14 protein-coding genes are annotated in these 17,180 nt (G+C 72.1%); 8 read left to right on the forward strand and 6 right to left on the reverse strand.

Translation table 11 applies throughout. The features are described 5' to 3' along the window. The first annotated feature begins 32 nt into the window (after positions 1-32). Positions 33-3,122 (forward strand): glycosyltransferase family 2 protein, encoded by a 3,090-nt coding sequence (locus E3T54_RS14895; RefSeq protein ID WP_134476369.1) that lies wholly within the window; start codon positions 33-35, stop codon positions 3,120-3,122. Then, positions 3,112-4,557, forward strand: coding sequence for a DUF5719 family protein (locus tag E3T54_RS14900; RefSeq protein ID WP_134476370.1), 1,446 nt, complete (start codon positions 3,112-3,114; stop codon positions 4,555-4,557). The genes E3T54_RS14895 and E3T54_RS14900 overlap by 11 nt, the downstream gene beginning before the upstream one ends. Positions 4,558-4,581: 24 nt before the next feature. Here the strand turns inward: E3T54_RS14900 and E3T54_RS14905 are convergent, their stop codons facing one another. Then, positions 4,582-5,031 carry a metallopeptidase family protein gene (locus E3T54_RS14905; RefSeq protein ID WP_092323087.1) on the reverse strand — a complete coding sequence of 150 codons (450 nt, stop codon included), beginning with the start codon at positions 5,029-5,031 and terminating at the stop codon, positions 4,582-4,584. Positions 5,032-5,076: 45 nt separating this feature from the next. On the opposite strand from E3T54_RS14905, the gene E3T54_RS14910 reads away from it, so the two are divergent. Together E3T54_RS14910 and E3T54_RS14915 are read left to right on the forward strand one after the other, a co-directional pair. Continuing rightward, positions 5,077-5,292: a DUF3499 family protein gene (locus E3T54_RS14910; protein WP_134476371.1), complete on the forward strand. Its 216-nt coding sequence runs from the start codon at positions 5,077-5,079 to the stop codon at positions 5,290-5,292. Positions 5,293-5,307: 15 nt separating this feature from the next. Beyond that, the gene (locus tag E3T54_RS14915) at positions 5,308-6,744 is read left to right on the forward strand and encodes a phosphomannomutase/phosphoglucomutase (RefSeq protein WP_134476372.1); all 1,437 of its coding nucleotides are present in this window, start codon (positions 5,308-5,310) and stop codon (positions 6,742-6,744) included. A 47-nt stretch (positions 6,745-6,791) separates the two neighbouring features. Here the strand turns inward: E3T54_RS14915 and E3T54_RS14920 are convergent, their stop codons facing one another. From E3T54_RS14920 to E3T54_RS14940, 5 genes are read right to left on the reverse strand one after another with little or no spacing between them, the layout of a single operon-like run. Continuing rightward, entirely contained in the window at positions 6,792-8,099 is a 1,308-nt protein-coding gene (locus E3T54_RS14920) for a DUF58 domain-containing protein (RefSeq protein WP_134476373.1), read from the reverse strand. A gap of 8 nt (positions 8,100-8,107) precedes the next feature. Further along, positions 8,108-9,079: a MoxR family ATPase gene (locus E3T54_RS14925; RefSeq protein ID WP_134476374.1), complete on the reverse strand. Its 972-nt coding sequence runs from the start codon at positions 9,077-9,079 to the stop codon at positions 8,108-8,110. Continuing rightward, positions 9,076-10,320, reverse strand: a complete 1,245-nt coding sequence (locus E3T54_RS14930; RefSeq protein WP_134476375.1) for a DUF4350 domain-containing protein — start codon at positions 10,318-10,320, stop codon at positions 9,076-9,078. Before E3T54_RS14930 ends, E3T54_RS14925 begins: the two co-directional genes overlap by 4 nt. After that, positions 10,317-10,952 carry a DUF4129 domain-containing protein gene (locus E3T54_RS14935; RefSeq protein WP_134476376.1) on the reverse strand — a complete coding sequence of 212 codons (636 nt, stop codon included), beginning with the start codon at positions 10,950-10,952 and terminating at the stop codon, positions 10,317-10,319. The genes E3T54_RS14930 and E3T54_RS14935 overlap by 4 nt, the downstream gene beginning before the upstream one ends. Beyond that, a complete protein-coding gene (locus tag E3T54_RS14940) occupies positions 10,949-12,076 on the reverse strand; it encodes a hypothetical protein (protein WP_134476377.1) in 1,128 nt (375 codons plus the stop codon). Before E3T54_RS14940 ends, E3T54_RS14935 begins: the two co-directional genes overlap by 4 nt. Before the next feature lie 131 nt (positions 12,077-12,207). On the opposite strand from E3T54_RS14940, the gene mtrA reads away from it, so the two are divergent. The 4 genes from mtrA (at position 12,208) to E3T54_RS14960 (ending at position 17,176) form a co-directional block, all read left to right on the forward strand. Next, on the forward strand, positions 12,208-12,888 hold the full coding sequence (mtrA, locus tag E3T54_RS14945; protein ID WP_092323075.1) for an MtrAB system response regulator MtrA: 681 nt from the start codon (positions 12,208-12,210) through the stop codon (positions 12,886-12,888). A 7-nt stretch (positions 12,889-12,895) separates the two neighbouring features. Next, positions 12,896-14,545, forward strand: coding sequence for an MtrAB system histidine kinase MtrB (mtrB, locus tag E3T54_RS14950; protein ID WP_241977251.1), 1,650 nt, complete (start codon positions 12,896-12,898; stop codon positions 14,543-14,545). Continuing rightward, positions 14,538-16,244: an LpqB family beta-propeller domain-containing protein gene (locus E3T54_RS14955; RefSeq protein ID WP_166804936.1), complete on the forward strand. Its 1,707-nt coding sequence runs from the start codon at positions 14,538-14,540 to the stop codon at positions 16,242-16,244. The genes mtrB and E3T54_RS14955 overlap by 8 nt, the downstream gene beginning before the upstream one ends. A gap of 230 nt (positions 16,245-16,474) precedes the next feature. Next, positions 16,475-17,176 carry a ComF family protein gene (locus tag E3T54_RS14960; protein ID WP_134476379.1) on the forward strand — a complete coding sequence of 234 codons (702 nt, stop codon included), beginning with the start codon at positions 16,475-16,477 and terminating at the stop codon, positions 17,174-17,176. Positions 17,177-17,180 lie beyond the last annotated feature (4 nt).

The raw sequence follows: 17,180 nt of genomic DNA on the forward strand, positions 1-17,180 counted from the left end.
CGGGGCGCTCCCCGATCTAGGCTGTTCCCGATATGCAACCGCGAGTCACCGCCATCCTTGTCGCCCGTAACGGCGCGAATCACCTTGAGCGAACTCTCGAGGCCCTCGCCTCGCAGACCCGCCGGCCCGACGTCGTGGTCACGGTCGACTGCGGGTCGACGGATGCCACGGCGTCGCTTCTGGCCGCATTCGGCCCCACCCACTTCATCTCCGCCGAACACGACCTCACGTTCGGGCAGGCGATCGCCGCCGGTGTGAAGGTCACGGCCCCGCCGGAGTCCAGCCACGAAATGCTCTGGCTGCTCGCCCAGGACAGCGCCCCGGCGCCGGGCGCCCTCGAGGCGCTCCTCGGCGGGCTGGAGATCGCGCCATCCGTCGCCGTGGCCGGACCGAAGGTGATGGAATGGGACGCCGGAGACTACATCCACGATTTCGGTGAGTCGATGACGTCCTTCGGCGCGACCGTGACCCTGGTCGAGAGCGAACTCGACCAGGGACAGCGCGACGGCATGAGCGATGTGCTCGCCGTCGGCGCCGGCGGGATGCTCGTGCGGCACACCGTGTGGAACGAGCTCGGCGGCTTCGACCCGGCCCTCCCCGCCGTCGACGACTCCCTCGACTTCTGCGTGCGGGTGCGGATGGCCGGCTACCGCGTCTCCGTCGTCGCCGCGGCCCGCGTCGCCTCCGCCGGTGACGGCGTCGCCGGCCCGGACGGATCCTCGCGGGGGCGCCCCCGCCGCAAACGCCTGCGGATGGAGCGTGCCGCCGGGCTGCACCGCCGCCTGGTCTACGCACCGGCCTGGGCCCTGCCGTTCCACTGGCTGTCGCTCGTTCCCCTCGCCTTCCTGCGCTCCATCTTCCAGCTGCTGCGGAAGGAGCCGGGGGCGATCCTGGGCGAGTTCTCGGCCGCGTTCGGTGCGGCCGTCCACGGGATGCGCGTGTTGCGCGCCCGCCGCCGGTTCGCCGCGACACGCAAGCTCGGCTGGGCCTCGATCGCCGGCCTGCGCGTGCCCACCGTCGAGGTGCGCCGCCGCCGGGCGCTCCGACGCGAGGCCAGCCTGACCGGCGTGCGCGGCGACCGGCCGGAGATCCGCTTCCTGGTGTCGGGCGGCGGCTGGACGGTGCTCGCGGCGGCGGTGGTGGGCATCACGGCCCTCGCTCCGCTGCTGGGCGCGCGCACGCTCACCGGCGGCGGCCTCCTGCCCCTGTCGAACACCCCTGCCGAACTCTGGGGTGCCACAGGCTACGGATGGCGCGACATCGGCCTCGGGTTCGTCGGCGCCGCCGACCCGTTCGCCGCCGTCCTCGCCGTGCTCGGGTCGATCTTCTTCTGGGCGCCGTCCTTCGCCCTCGTCGCCCTGTACTTCCTGGCGCTTCCGCTCGCCGCCTTCGGCGCCTGGATGGCCGCATCGCGCCTGACCGAACGCGGATCGCTGCGCGCGGTCACGGCCGCACTCTGGGTTTTGTCACCCCCCTTCCTGACCGCACTGGCGGCCGGACGCCCCGCTGCCATCCTCGTGCACCTGCTCCTGCCGTGGCTCTTCTTCGCCGGTTACGCCGCGGCCCGGTCATGGTCGGCCTCGGCGTCGGCCGCGCTCCTCTTCGCTGCCGTCGTCACCTGCGCTCCCTCCCTCGCTCCGGCACTGCTGATCGGCTGGATCGTGTCGGTCGCGGTGAGCGGACGCAGCTTCACGCGCTTCATCGGCATCCCGCTCCCCGCCCTCGCCCTGGCCGCGCCCCTGATCTGGGACCAGGGGCTCCGCGGCGCCTGGCTGTCGCTGCTCGCCGACCCCGGGGTCCCGCTCCCGAGCCACCCGGTATCCGGATGGCAGCTGGTCCTGGGCTTCCCCTCCGGCGAATTCGGCGGCTGGACGCCCCTCCTCGACACCCTCGGGATCCCCGGCGTCGACGCCGAGCTGCTCGTGCCGATCCTGCTTGCGCCGCTGGCCGTCCTGGCCGCGGTCTCGCTGTTCCTGCACGGGGCCAGGGCGGCCGGCTTCTCCGTGCTCACCGCCGTCCTCGGACTGGCGACCGCCATCTGGGCGGGCCACCTCTTCTTCGCTTCGCTCGGGGCGCAGCCGGTGGGCGTGTGGGCAGGGCCCGGGCTCAGCCTCTATTGGCTGGGCCTTGCCGGCGCCGTCCTCTGCGCCCTTCGCGGCCTGCGGATGTATGCCATCGCGCCGGCGGTGACGGCAGGCATCGCCCTGCTCATCGTGGTCGCACCGCTGGTGGGGTCGCTCTACCTCGGCTCGTCCGTCGTTTCCGCGGGCGGCGACCGCACCCAGCCCGCAATCGTCACCGCAGAGGCGCAGACGAACGCGCGTCAGGGCACGCTGCAGATCACCCCGCAGCCCGACGGCGGCATCCGGGCCACGGTGGTTCGCGGTGCCGGCGTCACCCTCGACAAGCAATCCACACTGTCGAGCACCGACCGGAGCCTGGACGCGCACGAGCGCGAACTGGCCGCGCTGGCCGGCAACCTCGTCTCCCGCAGCGGCCTGGACGCTTCGGCGGGCCTGAACGAATTCGGGATCCGCTTCGTGCTGCTGCGCCCGGCCGCGGTCACTCCGATCGGCACGGCGCGCGTCGCCCCGGTCACCCCGGTGGCCGCGGAGACGCTCACTCGAACGACGACGGCGCTCGACGGCAACGCCGCCCTGGCGCCGGTGGGCGACACGACCTTCGGCCGCCTGTGGCGGCACGACGCCCCGGCGGATGCCCTGGGCGACGTGGCAATTCCGGCGAACGCCGGGGGAGCGCTGGGCCTGATCGCCTTCCTCGTCGCGGCGGTGGTCATCGGAGCGACCGTGCTGCTGTCCATCCCCACCGGAGCGGGACCCGAGGCCGTCCGCCAGGCCAACCGCGACGCGATCCGGCGCACGGCGAGGGAGAAAACCAAGCAGAAGCGCCTCGCCAGGGCCAGGGCCAGGCCGGAGCGGGCGCCGAGGGCTGCGCGCGCCGGCAGATCCGTCCGCGGGGCAAAACCGGGCGCCCAAAGGGCTCGGGGCGGCGCCCCCACGCCGGTCGACACCCCCACGCCGGTCGAAACCCCGGATCCGGCTGTCACACCCACGCCGGACGACGCCCCGACCCAGCAGCAGGAGGACGACCGTGACCGGTAATCGCGCAGTCCAAACGGGCTCCCGAATCGCCGCCGGCCTCCTCGGCCTCACCCTGGCCGTCAGCGCCGCGGGTGCAGCGGCGATCATCCCCTGGCCGACCGCGACCCGCACCCCGCCCTCCGCCCTGGTCGCGCCCATCCCGGCCGAGCAGCTGAGGGTGTGCCCCGGCCCGCTGCTGACCCTCGCCGAGGACTCGGGCCAGGCGCAGGCGGCGACATCCGTCGGCCGGGCGTCCGCCGTCTACGGGAGCACCTACGGGGCGAATGCGCCCACGGACATCGACGATGTCACCGAGCTCGCCGCCGCCGACAACCCGCGCAGCGAACGCGACGGCGGCCCCCTGCTCCTGCGCGTTCCCGCGCCCGAGGGCGCCACGGTGCCCTCGCTCGTGGCCGGAAGCCAGTCGCAGACCGCTCGGGGCGAATCCGTCGGCGGGTTTGCGGCCGCCGCCTGCGGCGAGGCCGGCGCCGACGCGTGGCTCGTGGGCGGATCGACCGACGTCGGGCGCACCAGCCTCGTGCTGCTGAGCAACCCGACCACCGTGGTCGCGAGCGTGGACCTGACCGTCATCGGCGAGACCGGCATCGTGGATGCGCCCGGCGCAAACGGAATCCTGGTGCAGCCCGGCGCGCAACGGATCGTCTCGCTGGCCGGCCTTGCCCCGAACCTCCAGTCGCCCGTCGTGCACGTCGAGGCACATGGCGGGCAGGTCGTCGCATCCCTCGAGCAGAGTCTCATCCAGGGAATCGAGCCGTCCGGCGTCGAACTGATCGCACCGTCGGCCGCCCCGTCCCTCACCCAGGTCATCTCCGGGCTGGTCGTCACGACGCAAGCGCCGCCGGCCGCGGAGACCGACGCCGACCACGTGTCCGACGAGATCCCCTCCGTGCGCATTCTCGCGCCCGGCGAGGAGTCGGCGCAGGTGGAGGTCGTCGTCATCGGCTCCGACGGGCCGGGCGCCCCGATCAAGGTCGACGTGCAGCCGGGCATCGTCGCCGAGATCCCGCTGCCGGGCCTGGCCGCCGGCAACTACGCCGTACGACTCGTTTCCGACCGGCCCGTCGTGATCGCCGCGCGCGCCTCGGCGGACGGCACCGACGGCAAAGACTTCGCCTGGTTCGCGGCCTCGGCCCCGTTCCCCGGCGACTTCATGGTCAGCGTCGCGCGCGGCCCGGCACCCACCCTGCACCTGGTGAACACCGGCCAGGGCGAGGCCGAGGCGACGCTCACGGACGACACCGGCAAATCAACCACCCTTATGGTCGGCCCCGGCGCTACGGCGGCCCGGCGGCTGGCCGGCGGTGAGCGCTACGTGGTCTCCGGAGGCACATCGCTGGTGGCCTCGGTGAGCTATGCGGGAGCCGGGATGCTGTCCGGTTTCCCGCTCAACCCCTCCGGGCCGCTGGCGACACCGATCCGGGTCTACCCGCGCTGAGTCGCCGGCGCCGCAGCATCCGGGTCAGAGGTGGCGGAACCGGTCGGGCGCGAGGTCCCAGGGGTCCTTGCCGAGAAGCTCGGCGATGGCGCGGAACACGCAACTCTCGATCACCATCCGCTGGTGGAATTCGTCATTGCGGTGCAGCCGGGTAAGTCGCTGGATCGGCAGGCGGTAGAAGACGATGCGGCGCTCCGCGGCGTTCACCCACCAGCGCTCGACGCCGACCCCCGGGATGACGGAGCGCGGACCGGCGGCGACCTCGAAGACCACGTCGGCCAACTCGGGCCAGACGCCGCGCAGGTAGTCCACGGAGGAGGCGATGGTCATATCGAACAGGTCGATGCGCGTGCGCAGCGGGGGCAGGTACGGCCCGGTCGCGGAGCTGCGGATTCCGCGTCCGTGCCGGTCCCGGCCGCGCCCGCGAGCGGTGGGCGCCGGTGCCGGTTCTGCGGAACGGCGTGATCGGGGCATGTTGCCATCCTACTTCCGGCTCCGCCGGCGGTAGCCTGAAGCACTATGTCAAACCGGCCGTGTTCCCGAATCACCTGCGGCGATCCGGCCGTGGCCACGTTGACCTTCGTCTACGCCGACTCCATGGCCGTGCTCGGTCCCCTCTCGGCCGCGCACGAACCGCACGCCTATGACCTCTGCGAGCGGCACGCCGCCCGCACCTCCGCGCCCCAGGGCTGGCAGGTCGTGCGCCACCGCGTGATGGGAGACACTGCGGGGTGAGGTAGATTTTGGGGCATGAGTTCCGCCCTGAACGACGATGCCATTGCCCACCTCAACACCATCGTCAAGGCGTATGACGTTCGCGGACTGGTCGGCAGCACGCTGACCGCCGACATCGTCGCCGCCCTGGCGGCCGGGTTCGTCGACGAGGTCGGCGCGGCCGGGACCGAGGTCGTCGTCGGGCACGATATGCGCGATTCCTCCCCTGGGTTCGCGGCCGCCTTCGCCCGCGGCGCCCGGGCCCGCGGAGCCACGGTCGTCTCGATCGGCCTCTGCTCCACCGATGAAAGCTACTTCGCCTCCGGCAGCCTGAATGCGCCCGCAGCCATGTTCACCGCCAGTCACAACCCGGCCGAGTACAACGGCATCAAGTTCTCCCGTGCCGGCGCGCAGGGCATCAGCATGGACACCGGGCTCGGCGCCATCCGCGACCGGGCGGCGGTCTACCTGGCCGAGGGCATCCCGGAGGTGGCCGTCCCCGGCGGCAGCCGCGACCTCGACGTGCTCGCCGACTACGCGACGTACCTGCGCCGGCTCGTCGACCTGACCGGCATCCGGCCGATCAAGATCGTGGTCGACGCCGGCAACGGGATGGGCGGGCTGACCGTCCCGGCCGTGCTCGGCGAGGCCGTCGGCCTGGCGAAACTGCCGATCGAGATCATTCCCCTCTTCTTCGAGCTCGACGGCACGTTCCCCAACCACGAGGCCAACCCCCTCGACCCGGCGAACATCGTCGACCTGCAGAAGGCCGTCGTCCTGCACGGGGCCGACCTCGGCCTCGCATTCGACGGCGACGCCGACCGCTGCTTCGTCGTCGACGAGACCGGCCAGGCGGTCAACCCCTCCGCCGTCGCCGCGATTGTGGCCCTGCGCGAGATCACCCGCGTCCGCGCAGCCCAGCCGGACGGGGAGATCTTCGTCATCCACAACCTGATCACCTCCCGCGTCGTCGAGGAGACGATCGCGGCGGCCGGTGCCATCCCGGTGCGCACGCGGGTCGGCCACTCGCTGATCAAGGACGAAATGCGTGAGACCGGGGCGATCTTCGGCGGCGAGCACTCCGCCCACTACTACTTCCGGGACTTCTGGGGCGCCGACAACGGCATGCTCGCCGCGATGCACGTGCTCGCCGAGTACGGTCACCAGGACCGCCCGTTGTCGGAGCTGTCGGCCCGCTTCACGCCGTATGCGTTGTCCGGCGAAATCAACTCCACCGTCGAGGATGTGCCGGCCGCGTACTCGCGCATCGTCGAGGCCTACACCGGCAAGGCCGATTTCGACGAGTTCGACGGGCTCACCGTCACCGGCATGACCAGCACGGATGAACCGTTCTGGTGGTTCAGCGTCCGCCCGTCGAACACCGAGCCGCTGCTGCGCCTGAACGTCGAGGCGGCGACCCCCGCCGTGATGGCCCGGGTGCGCGACGAGGTCCTCGAGCTCATCCGCGGGTAGGCCGGGTCCGAACGCGACCGGGCGGAACAGGCCCGCAATTCCGCGGGCTAGAGCCGGCCGGCCGCCTTGAGGGCGATGTAGCGGTCGGCCAGGGCGGGGGGCAGCGCCGCGGGGGAGCCCGTGACGACGTCGGCGCCCAGCTGGCGGATCGCCGCGGAGACGCGTCCGGTGTCCAGGAGCGCCCGTTCGGCCGCCGCAGCGCGGTACACCGCTTCGCGGTTGCCGCGTTCCCCCACGGCTTCGGCGACGGCCGGGTCGGTGACGGAGGCGACCAGCACGGTGTGCCGCCGGGTCAGCTCGGGCAGCACCGACAGCAGGCCCGACGTCGCCCCGGCGGCATCGATCGAGGTGAGCAGCACGACGAGGACACGCTGGCTGGTCAGCGCACGAACCTGCCCGGGCACCGCCGCCCAGTCCACCTCGATCAGCTCCGGCTCGATCAGCGCCATGGCGTCGACCATCCGGGAGAGCAACTCCGCGCCCTGGGCCCCGTGCACCCGGCCGCGAACGCGCCGGTCCCACGCGACGACGTCGACGCGGTCGCCGGCCCGCGAGGCCAGCGCGGCCAGCAGCAGTGCGGCTTCGAAGGCGGTGTCGAGGCGCGGCTCGGTGTCGACGCGCGCCGCCGATGTGCGCCCGGTGTCGATGACAATGACCACCCGGCGGTCACGCTCCGGCCGCCAGGTGCGCACCATCACATCGTTCCGCCGGGCCGTCGCACGCCAGTCGATGGATCGCACATCGTCGCCCCGGACGTACTCGCGCAGGGAATCGAATTCCGTGCCCTGCCCGCGCACGAGCAGGCTGGTCCGCCCGTCGAGTTCCTTCAACCGGGTCAGCCGGGATGGCAGGTGTCTGGCGGAGGCGAACGGCGGCAGCACCCGGATGCGCCCGGGCGCGTCCAGGGTCGCCTGGCGCGCCCACAGGCCGAGCGGCCCGAACGACCGCACGGTCACGTGCAGGGCCCGGCGCTCGCCGCGGCGGAACGGCGTCAGCGCGAGGGAGACCAGGCGGCGCTCCCCGGGCGGGATGGTGACCGGAGTGCGGTTGTTGCCGGCTCCCGCGGACGGCTGCCAGGCATCCCGCACGACGCCGTGCAGCGTGCGCCGGCCGGTGTTGGTCAGGGCCAGGCGGCTGATCGCCGACTCGCCCAGCCGCACCCGGCCGGGGAGGTCGCGCTCGAGCGAGACGCTCCGGGGGGAGGCCGCCAGGGCCAGGTCGAGCAGGCCGAGCGCGAGCACCGCCCCGAGCCACCACCCGAGCACGCCGAGGGCCTCCGGCACGGTCCGGCCGAACAGCACGATCGGCACGGCGCCGAGGGCGACGAGTGCGACGAACCGTCCGGTGAGGGCCATCGACGGGGTTAGATCGGTACCTGGATCTGCTGCACGATTCCGCGCAGGATGGCGTCGACGGAGACGCCCTCGAGTTCTGCCTCCGGCCGCAGTTGGATCCGGTGCCGCCAGACGGGCAGCACCATCGCCTGCACGTGGTCCGGGGTGATCGAGTCGTACCCGCCCAGCCACGCCCACGCCTTCGCGGAGGCGAGGAGGGCCGTCGTCCCGCGCGGGCTCACGCCCAGCCGCACGGACGGGCTGCTCCGCGTGGCACGGGCCAGGTCGACGATGTAGGCGAGGACATCCGGGCTGGAACTGACGGAGGCCACGGACGCCTGCGCCGCGGCCAGCCCGGCCGACCCGAGCACGGCGGTGACCCCGGCCCCGGCCAGGTCGCGCGGGTTGAAGCCGGTGGCGTGCCGGCGCAGCACCTCGAATTCGGCGTCTCGTTCGGGGATGTCGAGCACGAGTTTGAGCAGGAAGCGGTCCAGCTGCGCCTCCGGCAGCGTGTACGTGCCCTCGTATTCGATCGGGTTCATCGTCGCGGCCACGATGAACGGCTCCGGGAGCGGCAGGGAGACGCCGTCGACGCTCACCTGTCGCTCCTCCATCGCCTCGAGCAGGGCCGACTGGGTCTTCGGCGGGGTGCGGTTGATCTCGTCGGCGAGCAGGATGTTCGTGAACACCGGGCCCCGGCGGAACTCGAACTCCCCCTCGGCGGTGTCGTATACGAGTGACCCGGTGACGTCGCCGGGCATCAGGTCGGGTGTGAACTGCACGCGCTTCGTGTCCAGGCTCAGGGCATGACTCAGCGCGCGCACGAGCAGCGTCTTGGCGACGCCGGGCACCCCCTCGAGCAGCACGTGGCCCCGGGCGAGCAACGCGATGATCAGTCCGGTCACGGCGCCGTCCTGGCCGACGACGGCCTTGCCGACTTCGGTTCGCACCTGGGCGAGGGACTGGCGCAGCGTGTCGATGGCCGGGGCGGGAGTCGTCATGGGCTCATTCTTCCGTGTGACGGGGGCGTGGCCTGGCGGATCGCCCGGCGTTCGAGATCTTCGATCTGGTCCGACAGCGCGACGAGCTCGCGGTCGCTGGCCGGAATCGCCCCGATCAGGACCGTTCCGACCTGGTCCGTCGGCCGGCCGGTGATCGCCGCGACGGCGAGCACGATCTCGTCGGCCCCGGCGGTCCGGGGCAGGCCGAGGCGGGTGGCCAGTCGCTGGAGCGCGCCCATTCGCAGGGCGTCGATGGCGTGCAGGCGGGCGTCACCGCGCGCGTACAGCCGTGCCCTGCCCTCCATGGTTTCCCTGGCCCGCACCGTCACGGGCAGGTTCTCGGCGACCAGGGGGCCGAACCGGCGGCCACGCCAGACGAAGGCGGCCAGGGCGGTGAGCGCACCGAGGACGAGTGTCGGCGTGACCCAGCCCGGGGTCAGCTCGCCGAGCGAGGGCGGTCCGGTTTCGGCGACGTCGGCGAGCGTGGGCAGGTACCAGACGACCGTGTCGCCCTGGCCGAGCAGGTTCAGCGCGAGCGCCGCGTTGCCGAAGGTGCCGATCGATCCATTGCTCAGCTTCGAGCCGTCGGCGAGCAGGGTCAGCGTATGGTCGCCCACAGTGCGCTCGATCAGCGAATACCGGTCCCCGTCGCTGGGGAAGCAGCCGGTGAGCGTCGCCCGGCCCGGCCCGTCCTGCCCGATGAGCGTGAGGGTGGTGCCGCCGGGGGAGAGTTCGCCCGCCTTCACCGCGGCCGCCAGGTCGCATTCGGCCGGGAGGGAGTCCGCCCCGGAGACGCCGCCGAACCCGACGCCTGGCGCCAGCGCCTGCAGGGCGGCGAAGTGCGGATCGGCCAGGACGGTACGCGGCGCGAGCGCCGCCATCTCCGCGAGCCCGGCGGCGTCCAGGTAGCCCGCGGCATCCGAGAAGAACACGGTCGGGTCGGTCGCCGACCGGGTCGCGCGGCGGGCCTGGCCGAGGGTGTCGGCCAGGGTCACGCTCACGCCCCGGTCGCGCAGCACCTCGACCAGGGCGCGGCCGCCCGCCTCGCCCGCGTTGTCGGCGGCGAGCGGTGTCCCGCCGGCCTTGCTGCCGCCGGCCAGCAGCGCGGCAGCGACCGAGACGAGGATGGCGCCGGCCCCGGCCAGGATCCAGAACAGCCACCGCCGAGCCGAAACCCGGAGGGTCGGGGTCAGCGCGGGCGCGTTCGTGCCGTCCGGCCGCTCCCGCAGCGTGGCCGTCACGGCGCTGCCGACTCGAACAGAACGTCCAGGCAGCGCGGACGCGCGGCGCGCAGGGCCAGTTCCAGGGCCCGGACCTGCAGGTAGTCGGGCTCCGTTCCCTGGTCGCCGAGATAGCGCAGGCGGTCGAAGCGCCGGGCGGCCTCGGCCAGGCCCGCGGCGTGCTCCGGGAAGGCTCCTGCCGCGCGGTCGGCGAAGGCGTGCGCGGTCGTGCCGGGCGTCACCAGCAGCACGGAGCGCTCGATGAGCCCCCGGGCCAGGGCCCGGAACGTTTCCTGGGCCGCGAGGGTCCAGTCCCCGCCGGCGGCCGCGGCGGCGGCCGCACGGCGGAGGTCTTCGGAGCTGCGCCGGTCGTCCGCGCCGAACAGTTCCGCGGCGGTGGTGCTGCGCCGAGCCCGCCGCGGCGGGCCGAAAATGAGGTACGCGGCCACCAGGGCCGCCCCGAGCAGCACCGTCAGGACGAGCGGGACCCAGGGTGCCAACAGGCTGTCGGAGGGGGCGGTGAGCGAGCCGAACCAGTCGAGGACGGCCTTCGACAGCCGGTCGAACCAGGTCGGCCTGGCGGCCTGGTAGGCGGCCTTCGCCAGCTCTTCGCGCAGCCACTGCCGGGCTTCCGGCGCGTCGGGATCGATCATGCCCGGGGGGCGCCCGTGTCCCGGCCGGGTGCCACGAGGTACGGGTCATCCGCCCCGGCCGATTCGACGAAGCGCTGAAGGTCCAGATCCAGGCCCTCTTTGCGCATCCGGAGGTCGATGTAGAGCAGGGCGGTTGTGGCGGATTGGATGACCGCGGTCACGGCGCCGAGCACCAGCGCGGTGAAAATGATCAGCACGTACAAGACGATGGACGGAATCCAGGCCTCGAACGCGTCGTTCGGATCGACCAGGGAAACGGCGACTCCGAACAGGATGCCCAGGGGGGTGGTCACGATCTGGGCGACGACGTTGACCATCGTGGCGACCAGGAACTGCACCCCGAGGGTGCGCCAGAAGTAGCCGTCGGTCAACGACCAGGACCTGCGCGCCGCCGCCCGGATTCCGAGCCGTTCGAGCACGATCAGGCTCGGCACGAGCGAGGTCTTCGTGAACAGCCAGGTGCCCAGCGCCAGCAGGGCCAGGCCGCCCAGGACGCCGAGGGCCACCCCCAGCCCCACCCACGCCCCGCCCAGCGTGACGAGGAGCGCAACGCCGGCGACCATGACGCCCCCGGCCAGGAGCACCGCGGTGCTGAGCAGGACGGCCCAGAGGACGAGCGGCCACAGGCGGCCGCCGGCCGCACGCCAGAGCCGGCCGAGGCGGAGTTTCTCACCGAGTGTCCCCCTCGCCACCTCGACCACGATGATGCCCTGCAGCAGGGCGGATGCGATCACCGACAGCGCGATGGGCACGATGGCCGACAGCACGATCGCCACGGCGGAGCCCGCCTCGACCGCATCGCGCTCGGCCAGGGACGCGCTCTCAATCCGGCCGAGGGCGAGGAACGTGACGACGCCGACGACCACCAGGGTGACCAGGGTGATGACGGCCTGCACGATCAGGGCGCTGCCGAAGGTGGCCCGGGGGTTCCGGCGCAGCACCTGGAACGGCGCCCAGAGCAGTGTGCCGAAGCCGAGCGGGCGCAGCGGGATGAGACCGGGCTTCGGTGGGGGACTCCAGCCGGGCGGCGGTCCGCCGCCGGGCTGGGGTGGTCCGTACGCACCGAAGGGCGGCGCCGGACGGTCGGCGTTCGTCGGGGGGAGCCAGTTCTGGGGGTCCGTCACCCCATTATGCTGGCATACCCGGCCGCCGAAATCACGAGGATCAGGCTACTTGCGGCACCCTCCGCTACTCTTGTGCCAGAGATTGTACGACTCGGCGTGGAATCCACGGGCGAGCTGAGCGGAACGGACGTATGAACGCACGCATTTTGGTCGTCGATGACGACATTGCGCTGGCCGAGATGATTGGCATCGTGCTGCACGGCGAGGGTTTCGAGCCTTCGTTCTGTGCCGACGGCGCCCTGGCGCTCGACGCGTTCCATGACGGCAAGCCCGACCTTGTTCTGCTTGACCTGATGCTGCCGGGTCTCGACGGAATCGAGGTGTGCCGTCTCATCCGCGCCGAATCCGGCACTCCCATCATCATGCTGACGGCCAAGTCCGACACGACCGACGTCGTCAAGGGCCTCGAGTCGGGCGCCGACGACTACATGGTCAAGCCCTTCAATCCGAAAGAGCTGGTGGCCCGGATCAAGACGCGCCTCCGCCCGACCCCGGCGGGCGCCTCGGGCAGCCTGCAGATCGGCGACCTCGTCGTGGATGCGGCCGGCCACGAGGTCAGGCGCGGCGAACAACGGATCAACCTCACGCCGCTCGAATTCGACCTGCTCCTCGCGCTCGCGTCGAAACCGCAGCAGGTGTTCACCCGGGAGATGCTCCTGGAGCAGGTGTGGGGCTACCACTACAAGGCCGACACGCGTCTCGTCAACGTGCACGTGCAGCGACTGCGCGCCAAGGTGGAAGACGACCCGGACAACCCTCGCATCGTGATGACGGTGCGCGGCGTGGGCTACCGGGCCGGCGCGGCGGGGTAGGTCCCTCGTGGCTGCTCGGTCGGGCGTGACCGGCTTCGGCTGGCGGTCCTGGCGGTCCTGGCCCCGCCAGATCGTCTCCACGTGGCGCTCATCCCTGCAATTCCGCACGGTGGGCATCACGGTGCTGCTCTCCGGTGTGGCCATCGCCCTGGTCGGCGTGTACATGTCCGTCAGTATCGGCAATGACCTGTTCCAGTCCAGGCTGAACCAGGTGCTGCTCGAGTCGAACCGGGCGACCACCGCGGCCCAGGGCATCCTGAATTCCTCCGACGCCGCCGACCGGGTGCAGGTGCAGACCCTGCTCGGCTCCGCGCGCACGCAGGTGACCGCAGCCTCGTCGAGCCGCCTGATTGCCGTGTTCCGCGTGCCGGGGCAGGAGGCGTCGACGGTGGCTCCGCAGGACTTCTCGACCTTCGGTGCCTCGACCGGTGTCATCTCCAGCGACCTGCGCGGGGCGGTGCGAGGCAACTCCGGCGAACAGTTCTGGCAGTCCGTGACGCTGTCGACGGATGAGGGCACGCAGTTCCCCGGCGTCGTCGTCGGCTCCCAGCTCACCGTGCCCGTCGCCGGCCAGTACGAGCTCTACATCGGCTACAGCCTCCAGGACGCCGAGGCCACCCTGCTGTTCGTGCAGCAGACCCTCGGCGTGGCGGGAATTGCGCTGATGCTGTTGATCGGCGCCGTCACCTGGATCGTCGTGCGTTTTGTCGTCACCCCGCTCCGGGTCGCCGCGGAAACGAGCCAGAAGCTGGCTTCCGGCGACCTCGCCGTTCGGATCCCGGAGAAGGGCGAGGATGTCATCGCCACCCTGGCCCGGTCGTTCAACGGAATGGCGGACAGCCTGCAGAGCCAGATCAAGGAGCTCGCCGACCTCTCGGAGATGCAGCAGCGGTTCGTCTCCGACGTGTCGCATGAGCTCCGCACCCCCTTGACGACGATCAGGCTGGCCGGCGACGTGCTCTACGACCAGCGTGCGAGCTTCCCCCCGGCGACCGAGCGCACCGCGGAGCTGCTGCACACCCAGGTCGAGCGGTTCGAACTCCTGCTCAGCGACCTGCTGGAGATCAGCCGTTACGACGCCGGATCCGTCCAACTCGAGTCGGAGCCGACGAACCTCGTGCACCTCGTTCAGGACACGATCGAGGGGATGCGCTCCCTCGGCGAGTCCAAGGGCACCGACCTGCGGCTCGTCGCGCCGGGCGGCCACCTGGACGCCGACGTCGACCCGCGCCGGATCCGTCGCATCCTGAACAACCTGATCGGCAACGCGATCGAGCATGGCGAGGGGAAACCCGTCGTCGTGTCGGTCGACAGCAACGCCGGCGCGGTCGCCCTGTCGGTGCGGGACTACGGCCTGGGGATGACGGAGGCGGAGGTCGCGCATGTGTTCGACCGGTTCTGGCGGGCCGACCCGTCGCGCCGGCGCACGATCGGCGGGACCGGCCTCGGGCTGGCGATCTCGCTCGAGGATGCGAACGCGCACCGCGGTCTGCTGCAGGTCTGGTCCTCGCCGGGGCAGGGGTCCTGCTTCCGGCTGACGCTTCCGCGGGGCACGAGCGGCGAACTCGTGAGTTCTCCGCTGCCGCTGCCGCCCGCGGATGCCCACCCCGTCGTCGCCGGCTTCGCCCCCGGCACAACGAAGGGCCACTATGCGTAACCGGAGATGCCGCAACCGGATCGGCTCCGGCGCCCTGGCGGTGCTCGCGGCCGCCGCCGTCCTGCTCACGGGCTGCTCGGGAATTCCACGGGACGGGGCAGTGGAGGCCGGTCAGTCCGCCCTGCCGGACGACAACCCGGCACCCGTGTTCCTGCCGTCCAAGCCGCTCAAGGACGGCAGCACGGATGCCATCCTGCGTGGTTTCATCGAGGCGGCGTCAAGTCCGGAGGGCAACTACGCCATCGCCCGGGAGTTCCTGACCCCGGACTACAGCAGTACCTGGGAGCCCGACGCGGGCGTCACGGTCGACGACGGGTCCGGGCGCAGCACGACGGTCGTCGACGAGACCACCATGCAGTTCTCGGTCACGCCGGTCGCCGAGGTCGATGCCAGGGGGCAGTACAGCACCGTTGATTCCTCCTCCCCGGTGCCCCTGCGCTACGAATTCGCACGGGTCGGCGGGCAGTGGCGGATCAGCGAGGCACCCGACGGCACGGTGATCGACCGCAACACGTTCCGCGAGGTGTTCAGTGCGCAGGCGCTGTACTTCTTCGATCCGAGCTTCCGATACCTGGTGCCGGACCTGAGGTGGTTCCCGCGCGGGGCTTCGGCCCCCACGAAGATCGTCAAGGGAGTGCTCGCCGGTCCCAGCCCCTGGCTCTCCGGTGCGGTTGCGACGGCGTTTCCCGAGGGAACGAAACTCACCGCGGACGCGGTGCGGGTGGTGGCCCGCGACGCCAAGGTCGACCTCAACAGCGAGGCCCTGAACGCCGATCGGGTCTCCCTGCAACGCATGGAGGCGCAGCTTTCCCGCAGCCTCCCGCCCGGTCTGACCGCAACGATCACCATCAACCAGAACTCACAGGACATCGGCGAGATGGGCGCGAACGCCCCGATCGCGAATCCGCGCGTCGACGCCCGGACCCTGCTGCTGCGGGACGGGAAGTTCGGATTCCTAGCGGCCAGCGGGGCAGCCCTCACGCCGATTGCCGGCATCTCGGAGCCGGTCGCCGCCCTGAAGCCGAGGGCCGTCACGCTCTCTCCCGGCCAGGCCATGGCCGCCGTGCTGACGGATGCCGGCGTGTACGGCGTCCGGGTCGGCGACGACCCGGTGCGCCTCGATCCCCGCTCGGGCCTGATCGCTCCCTCCATCGACTCCGACGGCTACGTCTGGTCGGTGCCGTCGGCGCGGCCCGGCGAGCTGTTCGTGTACACTCTCGCCGGCAAGGCGATCGCCGTTCCGGCGCCCTGGCAGGAGGCCTCGTCGATCGTGTCGTTGGACGTCTCCCGCGACGGCACCCGGCTGCTGGCCCTGTTGCGATCGGGCACCGACTCCCTGTTCGTCGTCGCGGCGATCAAGCGCGACAACAACGCGGTTCCGGTCGGCCTCGGCGAGCCCGTCGTGCTGTCCTCGGGCGCGGGCCTCCCGCTCGACGCGACCTGGATCGACGAGCTGACCGTGGGGTCGCTCATCCGGTTGCCCAGCGGGGAGGAACGCATCGTCGCCCAGCAGATCGGCGGCGGGACCACCGTGCTCGAGTCGGCGCCCGGCAGCGTCTCCATCGCCGGAAGCCACACCCTGCGGGAGCTGCGCGCCCTGTCGGCGAGCGGAGCCCTCCAGGTGCAGCGGGGGGTCGGCTGGCAGGAGCGCATCGACGAGGTCGTGCTCATCGCCACGCAGCAGGGTATTGCCGGCTAGGGCCTCCCTCCCGAGATTCCTCCCCGCACCCTGGAACGCGCTCACCCAGGCTGAGATGCGGACAAAGTACCCTCAGCTTCACGAGGAAGGTTCGTTGTCCGCGACTCAACCGGACGACGCCGGGGATGCGCGCGCTGCGGCCAATCCTGAACAGCACGATCTGGCGAAGGGACCGCACCGACCGGGGCTTCGCCTGTGGCCGGGGGGCCGGCCGAGCGCAGGATGGCCGCATGGGCCACCTCGACGCCGTCCGCCGCGCCGGACTCGACGCCTGGGGCGTGGTGCTCCCCACCGAGTGCAGCGGCTGCGGAGCGCCCGACCGGTCGCTCTGCGAGGACTGCCGCATGGCGCTCCGCCCCGCGGTGCACCCGTGCAGCCGGGACGACGTGCCGGTCTGGTCGGGCCTGGACTACTCCGGGGTGGCCAGGCGAGTCCTGGGCGCATTCAAGGACGGCGGCCGCACCGACGCGGCGGCCACGCTCGCGGTGCCCCTCCGGCTGGCCGTCGCAGCCGCGCTCGCGGCATCCGCCGCGGGCGGCCGTGTCCCGGACGACCGCGGCGTGCACTTGGTGACCATCCCGGCGTCCCGGAAGGCCTGGCGCGCCCGGGGCTTCCATCCCGTCGAACTGCTGCTGGCCAGGGCCGGCCTCGCCGGGACGCCCGTGCTCCGGCAGGTCGGCGGCACCACGGACCAGGTCGGTCTCGGACGCGAGGCCCGCGCCCGGAACAGGCACGGCTCGTTGCTCGCGCGGAGGCCGCTGGGGGGCTTCCGCTGCGTCGTCGTCGACGACATCCTGACCACCGGCGCGACGATCCTGGAGGCCCGGCGCGCCGTGCTCGAGGCGGGCGGCGAGGTGCTCGGACTGGCCACCCTCGCGGAAACGCGGCGGCTTTTCCCGGCCGCTGGACACTCCCCGGGAACTGGCAGGTGAAACG

Origin of the sequence: Cryobacterium sp. Sr8, assembly GCF_004403225.1 — a bacterium.
Taxonomy (GTDB): domain Bacteria; phylum Actinomycetota; class Actinomycetes; order Actinomycetales; family Microbacteriaceae; genus Cryobacterium; species Cryobacterium psychrotolerans.